Here is a 19,249-nt window from a genome sequence, read left to right as displayed (position 1 = left end):
CCAAGGTACGAGATATGTAACCTAATGAACTACATAAATACCATACACACCGATGTAAATTTAATCTCGAATAATAAATAGATCTTAGTCGTTTAAGTAGTATTCAATAGTGGTTACGACTCTTACGTTTTTTATTTGTGGTGTATTTGAATCGCGATTAGTAATACTAAACTGCCCTTGGCGAGCTGTTTTTATTTTGCCTAATTTTGAATTGGAATCCCTAGCAAACTTGTTAGCCACTTCGCGGGCTTTTTCAGTTGCTTGTTGCACCATGGCCGGTTTCACATCGTTTAGCCCTGTAAAAATATACTCAACACGTGTTTCGTAACTATCTTGTATTATGGCAATATTTTGTTTAGCTAATTGGCTTACTTTGCTCAGCGCATTTTGCACCTTGTCTACAGCGCTAGAATAAACGGTCATATTTGAACGAACAATGTACCTAAATTGCTGATTTTCATTGCCGTACTCGCGCGCTTGTTTATCAACAATAGATTGGCTACCAAGTGATATTTCGGCGTCATCAAAACCATGCAGTTTTAAAAATGCGATCACGGCAGCGTTTTTTTTCTCAACCCTATTTACCAACTTTTCAAGGTCGTTATCTGCATCGCTAAATTGCAAAGGCCATATAACAGTATCGGCAATCACCTCTTGCTCTGCTAATCCTTTAACTTGTACTGTACGCTCCATTTCTTTTACATTTAGTGCTGCACTTTTTAAAATAAACCCTAAGCTAATTAAGCCTAGGCTTAAAAAAATAGCCGCCAGCACAGTGTGAAAACCAGGTGTTTTAACCACAGTACACTCCTTGATTGATATCAATAATACGTATCTATAAACTCGAAATAACCTGCTAAACAGGGTACATTGAGACAATGTATAACGCAAAATTTTAAAGCTAAGGAAACGCAATGAGCCTAAAGCGAATTAGTCAGTTTTTTAATCCAAGCTCAGTGGCCGTGATAGGCGCGTCAAATAATGCCTCTCGTGCCGGTTTTGTCGTTATGCGTAATTTATTACAAGGCGGTTTTAAAGGACCAATCATGCCTGTAACGCCAAGCTATAGCGCTGTTCATGGCGTACTTGCATACCCGTGTATTAATGATCTGCCTAAGGTGCCTGATCTTGCCGTTATTTGTACCAATAAAAATACCCTGTTCGACATTATTAGCCAACTAGGCGAGCTGGGCTGTAAAAGCGCTATTATTATTGCCGATGGCTTAACGAACGATCAAAAAAGTGATCTAAAAGCATGCGCCCATAAACACAACGTTACTTTATTAGGCCCTAATAGCTTAGGGCTATTAATTCCTCACATTGGTTTAAATGCCAGCTTTTCTCATACAGTGGCAAGCCCAGGTAAAATTGCCTTTGTGTCGCAATCTGCAGCAGTTTGTTCCACTATTTTAGATTGGGCTAAAAATAAAGATATTGGCTTTTCATACTTTGTTTCTGTGGGGGGGTGTTTAGATATTGATTTTGATGAGCTGCTCGACTTTTTAGGGCGTGATTCAAAAACTAAAGCTATTTTACTTTATATTGATAATATTGAAGACATCCGTGGCTTTATTTCGGCCGCAAGAGCGGCTGCATTTAGTAAACCTGTTATTGCCATAAAAACTGGAAAGACAAATGCTGGCGCTCTTGCTGCAGAGATCCATTCCGGTGGAAAACAAAGCTCTGATGCCGTATACGATGCATTATTTCAACGTGCGGGTATGCTGCGCGTTAACGACCTACGAGAGCTATTTGCTGCAACACAAACGCTCGCCATGCACCCAAAATTATTGCAAGTTGAACAGCTCACTATTTTAACAAATGGTGGAGGCCCGGGTGTTATGGCGGTCGATGAGCTAATTCAACGATCTGGGAAATTAGCGGCGCTTAGTAGTGAAACACGCAGTGCGCTTAATCACGTTATTCCCCGCTCGGAAGCAACCTCCAACCCGATTGATATTTTTGGTGACTCGGCACCAGCGCGTTACAAACAAGCATTAGAAATATTATTGCATGCAAAAGAAGTAAAAAACTTATTGATAATACATACCCCATCGGCACTGGCTCCAAGTGAAGACTATGCCAGTGTTATTGTTCAAGCGCTGCAAACGTTGCCCAAAATGGCTCGCCCTTATGTGTTTACCAACTTTATGGGTGAAGATGCTTCATTTGCAGCCAGAAAAATATGCGCTAATAATGCAATTCCTACTTATCGAACACCTGAAGGCGCTGTCGGTGCGTTTATGCACTTGGTATCGTATCGTCGAAACCAAAAACATTTAACGCAAACGCCAGAGTCGAACACCGACGATGCAAAAATAAACAAAGCTGCTGCCACAACGTTAATAACTGAATATTTAGATGAAGAACAAACCTATCTACCCACTCACAATGCAAGCCAAGTACTAAGCCACTATGGTGTTGAATGTATTGAAACTAAAGTGGCGTACACACCCACTGAGGCAAAAGAGCAAGCAATAGAGCTTGGTTTTCCCGTTGCCCTCAAGCTTATAAGCCCAAGTATTGCTTCTAAGTCTGAAGTCGGCGGCGTGGTTTTAAATCTCAACGATGCCAATGAAGTTGAGCAAACCGCATTTGCGATGCTTATTCGTATTAAAAACACTTATCCGGATGCCACTATTGATGGGTTTTCACTCCAAAAAATGGCACCGCGTGCAGGTGCAAACGAGCTGCGGATTGCAATTAAAACAGAGCCTAATTTTGGCCCCGTTATTTTACTTGGTGAGGCAGGTACAGGGCTTGAGTACGCTCAAGCGGCAGTGGCTCTCCCTCCCCTTAATATGAACTTGGCTAAATATTTAATTGCTGCCGCACATGATAAAGGCGTATTAAAAGATCGCATTTTACCTGAAAAGGTAGACAAATATCGTTTATGTGCGTTGCTCACGCGTATTTCACAGCTCGTTGTGGATCAACCCGATATTAGCGCAATGGAACTTAACCCAATACTTGCAAGTAACGGGCAATTTTTAGTACTTGATGCCACCATAACGCTAAATCGATACCAGTCAAAAAGTAACCGTAAACGGTTATGTATTCGCCCCTACCCTATAGATCTTGTAGAAATAGTAACGCTAAAAAATAATACTCAAGCAACGCTTAGGCCAATAAAACCTGAAGATGAGCAAGCCCATAAGGCATTTGATCAATCACTCAATAAAGAGGATCGTTACAAACGCTTTTTTGGCGAGTTACCTCAATTTAACCACGATCAACTCGCTAAAATGACTCAAATTGATTACGACCGAGAAATGGCGTTTATTGTTTGCCAACGCTTAGAAGGAAAAACACGCACCTTAGGGGTGTCGCGTGTGATTATGGATCCCGACAACGTGCATGCCGAGTTTGCTATTGTGGTTAGTTCTGACTGCCAGGGCTTAGGGCTAGGTCGAATTTTAATGAATGCTGCAATTAACCATTGTAAACGCCAAGGCGTTGAATGGATTGAAGGTATAACACTACCAGAAAACACAGGTATGATTGAACTTGCCCGCAAGCTGGGCTTTAAAGTAAGCCGCGATTTTGAAGAAGGCAGTATTAACATGGTGCTCAACACAAAATAAACTCAGCAATATAACTTACGTTATGTTCAGAGCGCCTAAAATCAGTAAGGCGCTCTAATATTACTTTAACAACTTAACGTTCACTGTGCCCAAAAGGGCTAATAACACTATTTTTGATATTTATGGCCGCTTATCTATGATCTTCGTGTAGATTACTACCAAAAATATCTTGCCAGTCACGTATTATAAGCGCTGGCACATCTTCACTTGGAACCGGCTTACTAAACAAATAGCCCTGAAAATGCTTGCACCCTAACGTGGTTAAAAACAGAAGCTGCTGCTGGCTTTCAACGCCCTCAGCCACACACTCTTTGCCTAAACTATGTGCCAATGTGAGTGTTGATTCAATAATTGCCTCATCATCAGAGTCAATGCCGATGTCTTGAACAAAACTTCGATCAATCTTAAGCACATCTATAGGAAAACGCTTTAAGTAAGTCAGCGATGCATAGCCGGTACCAAAGTCGTCCATATAGAGTTTACAGCCTAACTCTTTTAGCTTTTTCATACTTTGCAGTGCAAGGTTTGAGTCACGCATTAAAATAGATTCTGTTATTTCAAATACAATAGCCTCTGATGGCACGTTAGCATTAATAAGCGCTTTTTTAATCTCTGGCACAAGCTCTATAAATTCAAAATCTAATGCCGATAAGTTAATCGATAAATACAAATCAGGAGATGCTTTTCGCCATTCGTTAAGCTCATTCAATGCTCTGCCAAAGGTTTGTAGCATTATTTTAGTTATTAAACCAACACCTTCAGCCGCTAACGAAAACTCCTGTGTTTGGATTCGTTTATTTTCAGGCCAGCGAAGTAATACTTCAAAGCCTTCAGTTTGATGTGTGTGAGCATTTATAATAGGTTGGTAGTAATTACAAAACTCATGCTCTTGATAAGCTTTTGTTAACTGTGATTCTAAATGAAGGGCTTTTTGAACATGCTGATTCATTTCTTGTTTGTAAAATTGATAATTACTTTCAAGCGCACCTTTGGCATGATAGAGCGCAATGTTTGCCGCCTTCAGTAAGGCACCACTTTGTGTTGCATCATCAGGAGAAATAGCAACACCAATGCTTAAATTAATATTCACTACTTGGTCGTTAATACTTATATTTTGATTCACGCAATCCATAAGTTTGGTACAAATAAGTAATACCTCTTCTATTTGGTGAATATCTTCAACCAGGACCACGAATTCATCACCACCAAATCGTGCAATACTGTCTGATGAACGTAGTGAGCATTTTAATCGCTCTGCAACTTTTTTAATAAGTTCATCGGCGACTTCGTGGCCTAATGAATCATTAAAATATTTAAAGCGCTTAATATTAATATGTAAAAGCGCAGCTTTGCATAAGTGCTTTTGGGCTTGCTCAAGGGCATGCTCAACCCTATCATTAAACAACGTACGATTTGGTAAGCCGGTTAACACATCAAAGTTAGCGAGTTGGTGCAGTTCACTTTCTGCCAGTTTTTGTGCATGTATATCCGTTAAAATAATCACGTAGCTGCTTAAGCGTTGTTCTGTATCAGCAACCGCACTTATTTTAACTAGCACATGGCGCGACTCTCCATTGTGAAGGCGTACCATATCTTCACAAGAAAAATGCTCCCCTTCTGAGAGCTTTTTCATAATACGTAAGTAATCAACACGGCTTTTAGGCGACATACCTAAGTTTAACGCCCTGCTTGAAATGGGCTCTGCAGCAAAGTTAAAAGCGGTTTGAAGTGATTTATTAGATGCACGAACATTAAAGTTTTTATCGAGAATAAAAACCCAATCACGAGTTTGTTCAAATGCAGCAGTAAATAAGCGTGCGTGCTCTTCAAATACCATTTCACGGGTCATGTTAGTGTATGTACCCGCTACTTTTTGAGGCGTTTTTTCATCCCACTCAACCACTTTGCCAAAGTCTTTATACCAACGCCAATAGCCTTTGGCATGGCGTACACGGTATGTGCAGTTAAAGTAGCCTTTATCAGTCGACAAAAACTCTAACCACTCTAAACGAAATAGTTGTTTCTCTTGCGGATGTATTTTAGCCAAGTATTCATCAAGGCTTACAGTATCGTGTTTATAACCCAGCTCATTACTTAAACGAGGCTGATAAATACTTGGATTACTTGACTGCCAATCCCATACGCCAGACTCACTGCCTTCAAGGGCAAGCTTTAAACGGGACTCACTGTCTTTACTTTCTTTATGCGCAGCCAATAAGATACGTTGAATTTTATTACGTCGCCTGACCCACATGGCAATAAAAAATAAAAATAAAGCGCCGTATAACACCATAAAGTAAGGCGCACGCCAAAGTGGGTATTTAACCTTTATTTTTAATGTAGCTGGCTTGGTAAAAATTCCCGTTAAGGGGTCTTTAGCCCAAACTTTTAATGTATAACTACCAGGGTTTAACTTAGGAAATAGTACTCGGTTGTTATTTCTTGCGTAGGTTTTTTGCCCGTTATCAAGCTGGTACTCATAGATAATACGTTCTTGATTACTAAAAGCCATTGCAGAAAAAGCCACTTCAAGACCAATGTCATCGTGGTTTAAAACGACTTCATTTAGAGGTTGCCTTAAATCGCGAGATAACTCTCGGGACATTAAATTTACCCGCGTTATATTTACATGCTCTATAAGCGGCTTATAACTTTGGTTTTCCATTGGATGAAAATACGTTATTCCTTTTAACCCTCCATATACAATGCGGCCATCGTTAAGCTGCGCCATTGCTGAGCTATTAAATTCAGCTGATAAAAGCCCCTCGGCTGTACTAAACTGCTGAAAGTGGAGCGTTTCTGGATTTAAACGCCATATTCCTTTATGGCTACTCATCCAAATCATACCGTCGTCGTCAAGCACCATACTGTAAAGTAATGTACCTAGTTTATTCTTATCCAGATCAATAGTATGAAGGTGTTCATACGTTGATGAATCAATACCAATTAAGCCAAAGTTAGAAAGAGAGATCCACAACACGTTGTTATTATCAATTACGTATGAAAGCACACTAATTGCAACGTTTTCATGTTGTTTGGGTACTTTATAAATCATTTCTAACGCTAAGTTGTTAGGGTTTAATTGATATAAAATACCGGCATTAAAAAAGAGTGGCCAGTCAGGTTTATTTGGTAAAGCGGGTAAAAAACCATGCGCTAAAAAAGGGTTAAATTGTGCCAATTCACCGCCCAATCGTGTCACAATTTTAGTGTCTATGTTATAAACAAACGCGCCATGGTCACGATGCATAAAATATAAATCGCCATTTGGCATTAAAGCAACACCGTGTACCCACCCTGAGATATGATCTTGATTTGCCGAATTTTTTGTTTTAGGTTCAGTGACTTGGTACGTATTTGGATCAAAAATATACAAGCCTCGATTTGTATTAAGCCAAAGCATATTTTTATAGGGCATAATTTGCCAAACACTAAACTCGCGTGTGTAAGCGTCAGCTTTATAATCTTTTAAATATACTTTGCTGGTATTGGTTTTTAAATCAACCTCAGTTAAGCCATTATTGGTTGCAAGCCAGAGCTTTTCGTTAAATTCGGTTATTCCCCATATTGAATGGTGAGATAAACCTGCGCCACCCAGCACACTGCCATCAACATTGTTAAAATGATACGTATCTTTTGATAGATAAAAGGCACCATCACTTTTTGTGGCCACCCATACGCCACCAGACTTATCTTTGGCCATATCAATAATGCTGGTGTCGGCTAAGGTATATTTACTTTGAGTGATTCGTGTATTTTTTATTAACTCACCACTGTTTAAATCAAATTTGAATAACCCTTTGTCTGTCGCAAGATCGATTTCACCTTGGTTGTACTCTATTTTCCACACATTTAGGTCGGCAAGTAGCACTTTATTTTTGAATGCGATATCGGGACGTTCAAACATGCTTGGTAAATCACTAATATCAACCTGATACATACCTTTGACCGCACCGACTAATAATTGGTTATTTTCACCCAGCTCAAACGACTTAACATTATTTTGGTAAACATGCGCCGCCTCGCCTTTTAAATGCTGTAATGGACGAGTTAAATCATTAGCAATATCATGAACGTAAGCACCGTGAGAGGTCGCTATAAAAATGTAACCGTTATAATGAAACAAGCTTCTTACTAATGTATTTTTGTATTCTTTAGGCAGCTCAAAAACAGATTCAATCACACCGCTTTGAATATCGAGCTTCGCAAAATCTCGACCTCGTCCAATCCATAGTGTTTTTGAATCAGCCGCTAGCATGGTAAATACTGATTGATTAAAAATTTGCTCTTCGTTGCTTGGAGGACTTAAAAATTGCTTGTAAGTATCTGTGGCTGGATCATATCTAAAAAGGCCCTCGAGTAATGAGGCAATCCAAATATAACCGTCTACGTCTTGGTATATTCTGTCAATAATTGCTTCTTCTAGCTCTCCATTTGGGCCATTAATCGGGGTTACTTGATACCCATCGTAACGGTTTAACCCCCCTTCGGTAGAAAGCCACAAATACCCGTTGTTATCAATGAGTATGGTATTAACGTAACTTTGTGATAGGCCTTCACTGGGTGATAAACGCTTAACTTGTGCACCAGCCTGGCAACTCACTATAGTTATTAAAACTAAGCAGCAACTTAAAATCCAATTAACGCCCTTACTCATGGTCATTCCATATGGTTTTTTATTTTTATGGGTACTCTAGTGCGACAATATTGCGGTGCTTATACATATCAAAAAGTACGTGTAGATCAGCAGTATATGTTAACACTTGGTTAAAACCAATACTGAGGTATAAATCGACTATGTTTTTAAATGCAAAGGTATAAACATGCATGTGTTGATGCTTCAAAAGATCAGTTATTAATTGCTTTGCTAGCCCTTTTGAGCGGTGTTCTTTAGCAACATAAACCGTGGATAAAAACAAAAAATTGGATTTATGTTGCACCCTACATGCAGCCACTATTTGCTCATCTAAGTATATAACCCATACTTGATCTTGCTTATTAGCGCGCCCGCTAGCCCCATGTAGTTTGTAAAATTTATTTACTAAGGGTGTTTTTACTTTATCTAATAATTGGGTGGTATACATTTTTAACTAAGCATTAGTGCCAAATATTGCTCAAACTTTTGTTTTAATACCGTTTGCTCTGCTACTGGACGGCTATGGATTGTATTATAAACTTGCTCGCGTGTTTTTTTATTACGCTTAATTTGGTATGCCCAAAATGAGGCTTCATAGTCGAGCTGGATCTGGTACTTATCTTCACGTGGTAATAAACATAGGTTAAAACTCACAGGATTTCCTCATTCTTTATATGGCTTAGGGTGTAATACATAGCTTGCAGTGCTGGGCAAAAAGCAAGCACCTTGTTATTATACGCGTCTTATTAATTTATCTCAGCAGTAATTGGAAATGATAATGCAAAGTCGCTTTAGTGTATTGTTTCTATTAACGTGTTTTATGTTGAGCACGGCATGTTTTAGCAATCAAAACACGCTCACATTTAACCGTCCTGATAACGTACCGCAAGCAAATTATGTTCTTGAGCTTCTTACACTCGCCTACAAGGACATAGGCTACGAAATACACCTTATCGATTTTAATCCCCAAAATGCTCTTCGCGCTGCTAATAATGGCACACTAGACGGACAGTTGGGTCGAGACAACAGTATAGAGGTAGATTTTCCTAATTTGCTGCCTGTTAACTACCCATTGTTCAAGTTTAAATTAATACTGTATAAAAACTGCCAGCAAAGCATATTAAACCGGCTCGATAACGTCGCTATTTTAGCTGATTGCCCCATACAAGCACAGTACATAAAAAATACGCAATTTGATGGTAATGTAATTGAAGTAAAAAATATAAGTACGCAACTAAACCTGCTTACTCAAGAAAAAGTAAAAGGTATATTGCTACTCGATTTTGCATCTGACAGTCTACCAATCCAGCATCCTGATGTTTGCTACCAAAAAGAGACACTACGTGTAACACCTGTTTATCATTACTTAAACAAACAAAATGCGCACCTAATTGAAGGCTTAGAAGCGGCACTCAATAAACTTCATAACAATGGCACGGCTTATGCGCTTAAAGCTAAATACAATATGTATGATTAAAAATCGAATCCGTGCTGCTTTGTCGTGTTAGTTGCACTTTCAGCTTGCTGTTTTTTGAGTAGATATCGCTTGTAGCGCTGCTGGCACAGGCTCAGCACTTTTTTCTTTTGTGCATTGGTTAAAGAGTTCCATAAAAATCGCTCGTCACGACTACGGTAACACCCTTTGCAATACCCTCTATTGTTAACTAAGCAAATACTTTTACAAGGACTTGGAATATCAAATATTTCAATTTGTTGCATAGCATACACCGCTTAGTTAAGGTCATACTTGCAGTATAGCGTTATTTTTAAACAAAAAAAAAGTAGCAATACTATTGCTACTTTTTACTTTGTTTACTTAATGCTAAAGCGATTCAGGGCTTTTAACATTTATTTGTGCTTTACGATGAAATGGTTTTGCATACATAGCTAATACAAGTGGCTTAAGCTCTTCAGGTACCTGCGCAATACGTTGTTCAAATGTTGCCGTATCTGGAGAGTTAATTACCGACTCTTTACAACCACCAGCAATATAATTGCCTGGATGTAAGTAAAATGAATCTATTATTTGCTGGTCAATAGTGTTAGCAAGTTCCTCAGCGCTATCGCATTGTGACTCAATAGGCTGCCCAAAAGCTAAATGAACATGGCCCTTTGCCGTACTAAAGCCCTCAACAATACTTAAAATATCTTCACCCACCGACTTAACATATTCACCATGTTGTTGCTTATGATAAAGCTCTTTAGCTTTTGCTATAGCGCATGGCTCATATTGATAAGAAATAGACACAGGCACAACTTTTAGCTCTTTAATGTATTCACCAAACTCTTTCTTTTGCTTACGGCCATTAAGTTGCAACATTTTTAGTAATGCAGGATCGGTTTGATCAAAGCCATCTTTAGCGCGCCCTTCTTTTTGTGCAATCCAAATGGAGTGCCCGCCCATTAGTGAGTCATAAATATACGACGACAATTGAGTAAGGGCTTTTAGCATTTCTTTAGGGGCTTTAGCTGAGCGCTTAACAATAAAGCTTTTATTTAAACGCATCAGCTCTGTTATGTAGGGTATTTGCAGTAAATTATCGCCAATAGCTATTCGTACCGTTTTCATTTTATGTTGGTATAACCCCCAGTTAACAAGCGCAGGATCAAGCACTATATCGCGGTGGTTAGAAACAAATAAATAAGCTTGATTAGGATCTAATTTATCTAAACCTGAAAAGGTGACTTTTGACGTGGTGCGTTTTATAAGTTTATCTAAATACGTAGCAACTTCATTTTGAACATCTTCAACGCTCGTTACTTTTCCCCACTTTTTGCGTAGTTGGCTTCTTACCAATGGGCGGGCAATAAATGGCACTGCTGATAGAAAGCGCGGTAGATTATACTTAGCAATAACATCTATAAATGCATCATCACTCATTAAACGCGCTAATGATGCGTTAACCTCATTGTCGTTGTAAGGTCTTATGTCTGCGTACTTGTCTTCTAATTCACTCATTACTGCATCTATAAAGTTAAAAAACGGCACGTAAAATACGTACCGTTTGTTTTATTGGTTTGAGTATAACTCAGGCAAACTCAAATGCGAACTAAGTCAGGCTATTGCATTTTTATAAAAACTAACAAGCACTCTAAAAAGTACATATATAACAAATAATTAAGTAATGCTCTTACCAGTTACCTTTCGCTTTGCTTGTAATGCTATGACAACTAAACGCAGAATAAGTGCGATTAAAATTACACCACAAATAAAGCTTAGCCAATATGGCAGCACCTGATGCTCTTCACCTAGTTGCGGGGAAACAACAAACCCAAACTCAGTTACTAAATAATCCGTTAAAAACCCAAAAATCAATGCAACCCCAATAACCCCTGTCAAATAAGCGAATACAGCACGCTTGCCAAGCTCATTAGCTACAACACCTAACGTAGCAATATTTGTTGCCGGCCCTGCGAGCATAAACACTAACACCGCTCCAGGCGATACTCCACTCAATAACAAGCCTGCAGCAATAGGCGTAGAAGCAGTGGCACAAATATACATGGGTATACTGATCAAAATCACCACAAGCATGGCAACAATGCCACTGCCCCACTGTGTTAAAAATGACTCTGGAACATAGGTCTGTACCAACGCGGCAAAGAATAAACCAATCATTAACCAGACCATGGTATCCGACAGAAGTTTATTGCAGCTAAAACTTATCGCTTGTTGTACTTTCTGCCATTGACTTTGTAATGCCTTGTTTGGTTTATCACAACAACTGGTTTGAACTTTAGGCTCCGCCGTTTTAGACGCACAACAACTGGTTTGAACTTCAGGCTCTGCCGTTTTAGACGCACAGCAACTGGTTTTTGTTTGAGCACTTGCCGCTGGCTTAGTCTGCAGCCTATCGGTATCTCGCCCAACTAACACACCTGCAACAATAGCACTGCAGATAGCAGCTATGGGACGAATAATAGACATAAACGGACCTAATAACACATACGATACTGAAACAGAATCAACCCCTGTTTCAGGCGTCGACACTAAAAACGCAGTAGTGGCACCTTTTGAAGCACCGGCGCGTCTCAATCCTATTGCAGCAGGAATAACACCACATGAACACAAAGGCATTGGCGCACCAATTAAAGCCGCTTTCACTGTGGTCAAAAAGCCTTCTTTACCTAAATGTTTATTTAAAAAATTTGCCGGTAAATATACATTTAATAACCCAGCAATCAGCAAACCAAGCATTAACCAAGGGGCAGATAATAAAAATAACTGCCAAAAATTATTAAGTAAGTCCATCGATGTCCTCCAAGGTTGTTAATATTGAACAGTTATAAGCGGGTTCTTGTCCACCACAGCACTTATCTGCCAGTATCGATAGCGATTGATGAAAACGTGTTAGCTCAGCAATACGCTCTGCAACTAGATCGCGTTTTTGTATCGTTAAATCTTTCACTTCACGGCACGAATGCTGGTGTTTTTTAAATTTAATTTGCAGTAACTCTCTGATCTCTAACAAGCTAAAACCAACATTTTTAGCACGCAAAATAAACTTCATTTGTTTGAGAGCTGCCTTATCATAATCGCGATAACCTGCCTCGGTTCGACTTGATGGCGTTAACAAATTGTGTTTTTCATAGTATCTTAGGGTATCTGTTGAGACACCTAACTGATTTGCAAACTCACCTATTTTCATTTGTTTCTCCAATGAGTATATTCTCAACTGATGCCAACTATAAACCTTAGAGCACGCACCAAGGTCAAGTATTAAAATTATTTTATTTAATTAGGACACAACATGAAAATTACTGTTCTCGATAACGCCACATTAGCAAATACATCACTTGCCTGTTTAGAGCAACTAGGGAGCCTTAAAACCTACGAACTTACTAGCCCTGAGCAAGTTGTTGAGCATAGCCAAGGGGCTGATATTTTAATTACCAATAAGGTCGTGTTAAACCGCGAAACAATTAGCCAACTAAAAAATCTAAAACTAATATGCGTGAGTGCTACGGGAACTAATAATGTTGATCTAGAGGCTGCAAAAGATCACGGCATTGCAGTTACAAACGTTGCAGGTTATTCAACACCTTCGGTTGTTCAACATACCTTCTCTTTAATCACAAACCTGCTTGGTAATACACACCGATATCAAGCTGATTGTCAGCAAGGTGCTTGGCAGAAAAGTGAAATGTTTTGCCGTCTTGACTACAGTTTTAATGATTTACAAGGCAAAACACTAACAATCATAGGCGGTGGTACACTAGGACACGCTGTTGCAAATGTAGCCGAGGCTTTTGGTGCAAATGTAGTTATGTCTGAGCGCAAAGGCGCACCATGTCGTGATGGCAGAACGCCCTTTGACGAAGCCATAAAAACCGCAGACATAATTAGTGTGCACTGTCCGTTAACAGAAGAAACGCGCAATCTAATTACCCTAAACGAATTTAAAGTAATGAAACCAAGCTGCATCATAATTAACACAGCACGAGGCGGTATTATTAATGAGGCGGATTTAACCAGTGCACTAGAGCAAAATATAATTGCTGGCGCAGGCGTTGATGTATTAACAAAAGAGCCTGCTGAGCTTTCAAATCCACTGGCAAATTATAAAGGGAGTAACCTATTGCTAACGCCGCATATTGCGTGGGCAAGCACCGAATCAATTGTGCGATTAGTCAAAGAGGTAAGTTTAAATATTAAAGCATTCAAACAAGGGGAGCCTCGTAGCCGCTTAGTTTAATACTCGCCTTAGCCAATTAACCTGAGCTCTGAATAGTAAATACCTTAATCATTGCTTGGGTTAAATAAACTAAAAAGTGGCTGTTTTTACCAATTTTTTTATTTTTTAAAATTAACGAAATACCCCACACAAGGTAAGCAATTGATTATAAATAAAATTTAAACTTGGCGTATACTTTGCGTTACTATCATTAATAATTAAGTAAAAATGATTAAGGTACATACAAAAATGAATAAATCTCTACTAGCAGCGGCACTTATTACTCCATTTTTAACGGGTTGTGTTATCGCCGTATCTGATGGTGAAGCAGAAACGCACTGGGCAGGTAATGACTCAACTAGCTGGCAAACTAAGCACAAAAATAATCGCGAAGCGATTTCTGAATTAAAAATGGATAGCAGCTACCAGTCGGTATTAACAACACTTAAAACCCCTAATTTTACCGAGTTACTAAAAAAAGGGGATGATGTGTATCAAGTTTTATTTTATGCAACTCATAGCATTCATTCTGATGGTAAAATGACTAAAGATGAGTGTACGCCACTTGTATTCAAAAACGATAAACTTGTCGGTATTGGTGACAGCGCATTAAATATGGTTAGCCACTAAAATACAAAAAGGCCAGTAACGTTACTGGCCTATTTTATTAGTGAGCGACCACTCTATTACGGCCAGCCTCTTTTGCTTCATACAACCCTAAGTCAGCTTCTTCTAATAATGAATGCTCTGAGGTTGAGCGGCCATCTTCCATGGTTGCAACGCCAATACTGATAGTTATGCATTGTGCATTTAACGATGTTTTGTGCTCTATATTTAATTTGTTTACTGCATCTCTGAGCTTATTTGCAAACGTAATTGCTTCCTCTTTAGATACATCAGGTAAAATAGCCGCAAACTCTTCCCCACCGTAGCGGGCAATAAAGTCACTTCCACGTTTACATTGTGCCAATAAAGATTGTGCTACTTTTTTTAAACATTCATCACCGGCTCTGTGACCGTATGTGTCGTTGTATCGTTTAAAGTAATCTATATCCATTAGCAGTACAGATAGCACCGAGCCCCCTCGTTTACTTCTTCGCCACTCTCGAGACAAATTTTCATCAAGGTAGCGTCTGTTGGGTATTTCGGTTAATCCATCTATGGACGCTAACATTTCAAGTAAATCGTTTTTTTGTTTTATCAGTAATTGATTTCGTACTCGCACTCTAACAATAGAAGCACTGAATGGCTTAGTAATATAGTCCATCGCGCCTAGCTCTAATCCTTTTGATTCATCAGCATGCTCTTGATTAGCAGAAATAAAAATAACTGGAATAGCCTGGGTAATAGGATTTTCTTTTAACTTAACAATAAGTTCAAAGCCGTTCATAACGGGCATTACAATATCAAGCAAAATCAAATCAAACTGCGTAGTTCTTACAAAAGCGAGTGCCTCTTCTGCACTTTTAGCTAAAAACACGTCATGCTCTTCACACAACGTTTTTTCAAGCACTAATCTGTTAAGTGGATCATCGTCAACTACAAGCACTTTAGCTTTTTTTGACATCCACCGCCTCCAAACCTCTAATAAATACAATAACCTGCTTCAACTGCATAATAAGCTCTTTTATGATTTGATCTTCAGGGTCATTGGTTGCTTTAAGACTTTGTTCGCACTGAAGCGCACAAGACGATAACCGCTTAAAACCCAAGTTACCCGATACTCCTTTGATACTATGCACTAAACGTACCAATTCACCTTTAACGGTACATTCGTCAATTTGTTGTAATTGGGTCTCACATAGGCTAGCAAATTTATCAATCATAGTATTAAGTAACGCCTCATCAGCGCTAAATTGAGCTAAGGCAAATGCCCTATCAAAAAATACCGTTTTAGTGATCTGCATATCTGCAATAGCATCAAGTAGTACTTTTGCTACAACGGGCTTTGTTAAATGTTTATTCATACCGCATTTTAACGAACGCTCTATATCCGCAGGTTCACAATGCGCTGTCAATGCAAATATAGGCAATTGCTTATCGTCAAACTGTTGACGAATCAAAGTAGTAGCTTGACAACCATCTATATGCGGCATTTGCACATCCATTAAAATCAGATCTGGTTTTAAAACTTGTAGCAGCTCCATACCATCAGATGCATTGGTTGAGGTTACAACATTTACATCAGCTTTTTCTAAAACACTACTTATAATTTCTAAGTTTAGTTTATTATCATCAATTGCCAAGATCAGTAAACCTGACACCTCTCTACTCGGTTGCTGTGCCTGTATATTAGCGTCACTTGCAATTTGCTTTAATGCAAAACCACTACTTAAATCAAATAATCGCTGTCCAAGTGCAGATGCTTTAACATGCTGAGCTAATAAGCCTTTACTCATAGATGAACTAAAGGTTAGCTGATGATTAACGATAATGACCGATACAGTGTGTGAAGTAAGCGAGTCATTTATTGCTTTTACACTTAATAGTTCAGGTAAATCAGCTTCATCAACAATAAGCTGATTACGTCCCGAAAGTTTGATTGGGTAATTCAATGCTTCATCTAAATCAATACTGGTTAACTCTGAATAGGCTGCTACAGCGCGTTTTAAAGCTCGGCTTCGCTGGGATATAATAGCCAGAGCATCAACAGGCAACAGCTGATTTTTTGTATCGTCTACCTGTAAACTAATACTGAAATAAAACTCACAACCAAGGCCTTTTTCACTGTTTACGGCTATCTCGCCGCCCATGAGCGATACAGCATGTTTTACAATAGCCAACCCTAACCCTACACCTTGATGGGCGCGTGTTGATGATTCATCGCCTTGTGTAAAGGCATCAAATAAACGTAATTGGTCAGCCTCATTAATCCCGCTGCCAGTATCTTTTACACTAAAACAGATCGCTTGCTCGGTACTATCTCCCTCAATTAGCTCCATTTTTAAGGTAATACTGCCATTGTGAGTAAACTTAACAGCATTAGTTAATAAATTACCCAACACCTGCTGTAGTCTTATGCTATCGCAAATCAAACTAGGTGCAATTAAAGGGTCAACATCAATAATAAATTCAACCCCTTTTTGCTCACACAAGGGCCCTGTTAAGCTATCGCAAATATCAACAAGCTCCACAACCGTAAATGGGGCTAGTTTTAACTCAGCCTGTGCGCTTTCAACTCTGGCAAAATCGAGCATGCGGTTGAGCATTAAGAGTAAACTTTGCGCAGCTTGCTTAGCTTGATCTGTTTGCTGAATTTGTCTTTGCGTAAGCCCTTGCTCTATAAGCATGTCAAGCAAACCTAACACCGCATTCAAAGGGGTACGTATTTCATGACTTAAGTTAGCAATAAAGCGACTTTTAGCAAGGGTTGCGCGCTCAGCATTGTGCTTAGCTTTAGTTAATGCACTCACATCTTGTAAGTGGATAACATAATACGAAGGATCTCGCTTTTCATCCCACACGAGCGATACACTGAGTTGAAGCCAGCTAGTCAAATTTCCTCGTGCTAATGTTAAATGATAAACCTCTTTCTTATCATCAAGCAGCTGAGCTAATCTTGTTTTAATTTCTTGCCACTGACTATCATCAAATAGTAGTTTAAGTTGCTCACCTACCAACACATCTTGCTCAGTAAATAGTTTTCTTGCTGCTTTGTTTACCTGCAATATAGTCTGATCAAGCGAAAGAAGCACAACACCGTTTGCAGCAAATTCAATAGCACTTCTAAATTTAGACTCAGACGCTTTTAGTGCATGTAAAGTTTGCTGCTGTTCTGTTATATCTCTACCGATCCCCATTGTGCCTAACAAGTGCTGCTGCTCATTGTAAAAAGGCGCAATCGTCAGTTGGTAAGACTTATCATCTGTATCAACGCGTTGCTGAACATTACTGCGATTTTGTAAAACCTGTTTTTCAAGAATACTTATTTGTTCGTATTCGTCAGTTATATCTTGTATACGCCTACCCACTAGCGCGCTTTGATCGCACCCAATGTACGCTTCAAATGCCTTGTTGCACCCTAAAAAAGACCCATCAATATTCTTAAAATATATAAAATCAGGAACACTGTTTAACATTGTGTTTAGTAAAGCTAAATGTCGCTCTTTAGCTTGATAACTGCGTGTTAGTTTTTCTGATTGCAATTGCAGCTTTTCGTCAAGCTCTCGGTTTACATCTTGCAGCGAATCGACTAGTTGTCTGTTTTTAGCAAATACTAGTTTTATTTTAGTGAACCATGGCTGCCAATTAATAGGGATTTGATAATTAGACTCTTTGCTGTTGTCGTTATTGCTTTGCTCTAAGTAATGCATGAGATGTGTCATAGGTTTTAAAAATATGCGCTGACTTAACCAAAAGAACACACAAAACATTAAACTTAGAAACAGCGTTAAAAATGTAAACTCGAGTAAAATTTCATACCGAATAACATTTACAAAACCGGATTTAGACTCATAAAATGCAGCATGTATTGGGAGGTTGCTTTTTGGCTGCATAAAAAAGTTTGTGCCACTGGTTAACACCGTTAATTTTTGTTGTGATGCCGCCATTTCAGGCCAGTATTCTTTAAGTGTGATCCCCTCAGCTATTGCATTTTTTGTGCTTGCAACAACCTGATCAAACCGATTAACAAATATATATTCTCCCTGATTTGGCGTAACTTTTTTTAGCCAGGCAGAAATAACCTCCACATCGTAAATAACGATAATATAATCACGCGAGCCAAGTTCTCGCTGGCGTCCGATTGAGTAGTAAGCCTTCCCGTCTATATTTACAATCGGGCTTGAAGATAAAAGGCTGCCTGAAAAGTCTGGTTTAAATCGCCCTTCAAGAATCTCTGTTAGTAATAAACTCTTGCTCTTATTACGCCTCGCTACAAATGCAGCGCCATTTTCATCAACATACGCAACGGCGCTAAGCGACTGCATAAGTGCCAGAGTTGTATTAAACGAAGGACCTAATTTAACTAACTGTTGCCACTTTGAAAGTTCATTTGGTGAAAGATTAAAATCCCCTTTACCTACAATCTCGGTGCCTTGTTGAGTAAAATGGCGATAGTAATAACCTTCATACTGATTAATACCTTCAAATAAATTACGATTAGCAAGACTCAGTGCAGGCTGCTCGTATAAGTTAAGCATATTAGCCATTAAATCACTGATTGATTGCATGCCATGATTTATTTGGGCGGATATATTAAGAAAATCAGCGTCACGTTTTTCTACTGTGCGCTCAAGCTTGATATTGTAAAGATGTAAACACAGTAAAAAAGCAACGATTAAAGGCACCAACAGGGCAACAATTAAAGAGCGATAATAATGTTTGAGAGGTAAAAAATTCAACGTGCAGTCTGC

14 protein-coding genes are annotated in these 19,249 nt (G+C 39.0%); 4 read left to right on the top strand and 10 right to left on the bottom strand.

Going from position 1 to position 19,249, the window contains the following annotated elements; all coding sequences use genetic code 11:
- Positions 1-84: 84 nt before the first annotated feature.
- Positions 85-801, bottom strand: a complete 717-nt coding sequence (locus MTF67_RS11735) for an SIMPL domain-containing protein (protein ID WP_248519612.1) — start codon at positions 799-801, stop codon at positions 85-87.
- A gap of 113 nt (positions 802-914) precedes the next feature.
- Between MTF67_RS11735 and MTF67_RS11730 the strand changes: the two genes are divergently transcribed.
- Entirely contained in the window at positions 915-3,584 is a 2,670-nt protein-coding gene (locus tag MTF67_RS11730; protein WP_248519611.1) for a bifunctional acetate--CoA ligase family protein/GNAT family N-acetyltransferase, read from the top strand.
- 130 nt (positions 3,585-3,714) lie between these two features.
- On the opposite strand, the gene MTF67_RS11725 is transcribed toward MTF67_RS11730, so the two are convergent.
- From MTF67_RS11725 to MTF67_RS11715, 3 genes are read right to left on the bottom strand one after another with little or no spacing between them, the layout of a single operon-like run.
- Positions 3,715-8,241 (bottom strand): EAL domain-containing protein, encoded by a 4,527-nt coding sequence (locus tag MTF67_RS11725; RefSeq protein WP_248519610.1) that lies wholly within the window; start codon positions 8,239-8,241, stop codon positions 3,715-3,717.
- 25 nt (positions 8,242-8,266) lie between these two features.
- Positions 8,267-8,668, bottom strand: coding sequence for a GNAT family N-acetyltransferase (locus MTF67_RS11720; RefSeq protein WP_008132419.1), 402 nt, complete (start codon positions 8,666-8,668; stop codon positions 8,267-8,269).
- 2 nt (positions 8,669-8,670) lie between these two features.
- Complete coding sequence (locus tag MTF67_RS11715) at positions 8,671-8,874, bottom strand: DUF3283 family protein (RefSeq protein WP_006793205.1); 204 nt, start codon at positions 8,872-8,874, stop codon at positions 8,671-8,673.
- A 124-nt stretch (positions 8,875-8,998) separates the two neighbouring features.
- Between MTF67_RS11715 and MTF67_RS11710 the strand changes: the two genes are divergently transcribed.
- Positions 8,999-9,697, top strand: a complete 699-nt coding sequence (locus MTF67_RS11710) for a transporter substrate-binding domain-containing protein (protein ID WP_010556588.1) — start codon at positions 8,999-9,001, stop codon at positions 9,695-9,697.
- On the opposite strand, the gene MTF67_RS11705 is transcribed toward MTF67_RS11710, so the two are convergent.
- The 4 genes from MTF67_RS11705 to zntR all read right to left on the bottom strand — a co-directional run bounded on the left by MTF67_RS11705 (position 9,694) and on the right by zntR (position 12,869).
- A complete protein-coding gene (locus MTF67_RS11705) occupies positions 9,694-9,939 on the bottom strand; it encodes a DUF1289 domain-containing protein (RefSeq protein ID WP_006793207.1) in 246 nt (81 codons plus the stop codon). The genes MTF67_RS11710 and MTF67_RS11705 overlap by 4 nt on opposite strands.
- A 103-nt stretch (positions 9,940-10,042) precedes the next feature.
- The gene (locus MTF67_RS11700; protein WP_033019396.1) at positions 10,043-11,179 is read right to left on the bottom strand and encodes a 1-acyl-sn-glycerol-3-phosphate acyltransferase; all 1,137 of its coding nucleotides are present in this window, start codon (positions 11,177-11,179) and stop codon (positions 10,043-10,045) included.
- Positions 11,180-11,338: 159 nt separating this feature from the next.
- Positions 11,339-12,472, bottom strand: coding sequence for an SO_0444 family Cu/Zn efflux transporter (locus tag MTF67_RS11695; RefSeq protein WP_248519609.1), 1,134 nt, complete (start codon positions 12,470-12,472; stop codon positions 11,339-11,341).
- Positions 12,459-12,869 (bottom strand): Zn(2+)-responsive transcriptional regulator, encoded by a 411-nt coding sequence (zntR, locus tag MTF67_RS11690; protein WP_006793210.1) that lies wholly within the window; start codon positions 12,867-12,869, stop codon positions 12,459-12,461. The genes MTF67_RS11695 and zntR overlap by 14 nt, the downstream gene beginning before the upstream one ends.
- Before the next feature lie 102 nt (positions 12,870-12,971).
- Between zntR and MTF67_RS11685 the strand changes: the two genes are divergently transcribed.
- Both MTF67_RS11685 and MTF67_RS11680 read left to right on the top strand, forming a co-directional pair.
- The gene (locus tag MTF67_RS11685) at positions 12,972-13,916 is read left to right on the top strand and encodes a D-2-hydroxyacid dehydrogenase (RefSeq protein WP_248519608.1); all 945 of its coding nucleotides are present in this window, start codon (positions 12,972-12,974) and stop codon (positions 13,914-13,916) included.
- Positions 13,917-14,144: 228 nt separating this feature from the next.
- The gene (locus MTF67_RS11680) at positions 14,145-14,525 is read left to right on the top strand and encodes a DUF3192 domain-containing protein (RefSeq protein ID WP_006793212.1); all 381 of its coding nucleotides are present in this window, start codon (positions 14,145-14,147) and stop codon (positions 14,523-14,525) included.
- A 37-nt stretch (positions 14,526-14,562) separates the two neighbouring features.
- Here MTF67_RS11680 and MTF67_RS11675 read toward each other — a convergent pair whose 3' ends face one another.
- Together MTF67_RS11675 and MTF67_RS11670 are read right to left on the bottom strand one after the other, a co-directional pair.
- Complete coding sequence (locus tag MTF67_RS11675; protein WP_039038281.1) at positions 14,563-15,462, bottom strand: diguanylate cyclase; 900 nt, start codon at positions 15,460-15,462, stop codon at positions 14,563-14,565.
- Complete coding sequence (locus MTF67_RS11670) at positions 15,446-19,237, bottom strand: PAS domain-containing hybrid sensor histidine kinase/response regulator (protein ID WP_248519607.1); 3,792 nt, start codon at positions 19,235-19,237, stop codon at positions 15,446-15,448. The genes MTF67_RS11675 and MTF67_RS11670 overlap by 17 nt, the downstream gene beginning before the upstream one ends.
- Positions 19,238-19,249 lie beyond the last annotated feature (12 nt).

Origin of the sequence: Pseudoalteromonas sp. 2CM32C, assembly GCF_023161925.1 — a bacterium.
In the GTDB taxonomy this organism is placed as follows: Bacteria; Pseudomonadota; Gammaproteobacteria; order Enterobacterales; family Alteromonadaceae; genus Pseudoalteromonas; species Pseudoalteromonas marina.
Note: the sequence above shows the minus strand (reverse complement) of the source record. Positions and strands in the feature narration are given on the sequence as shown.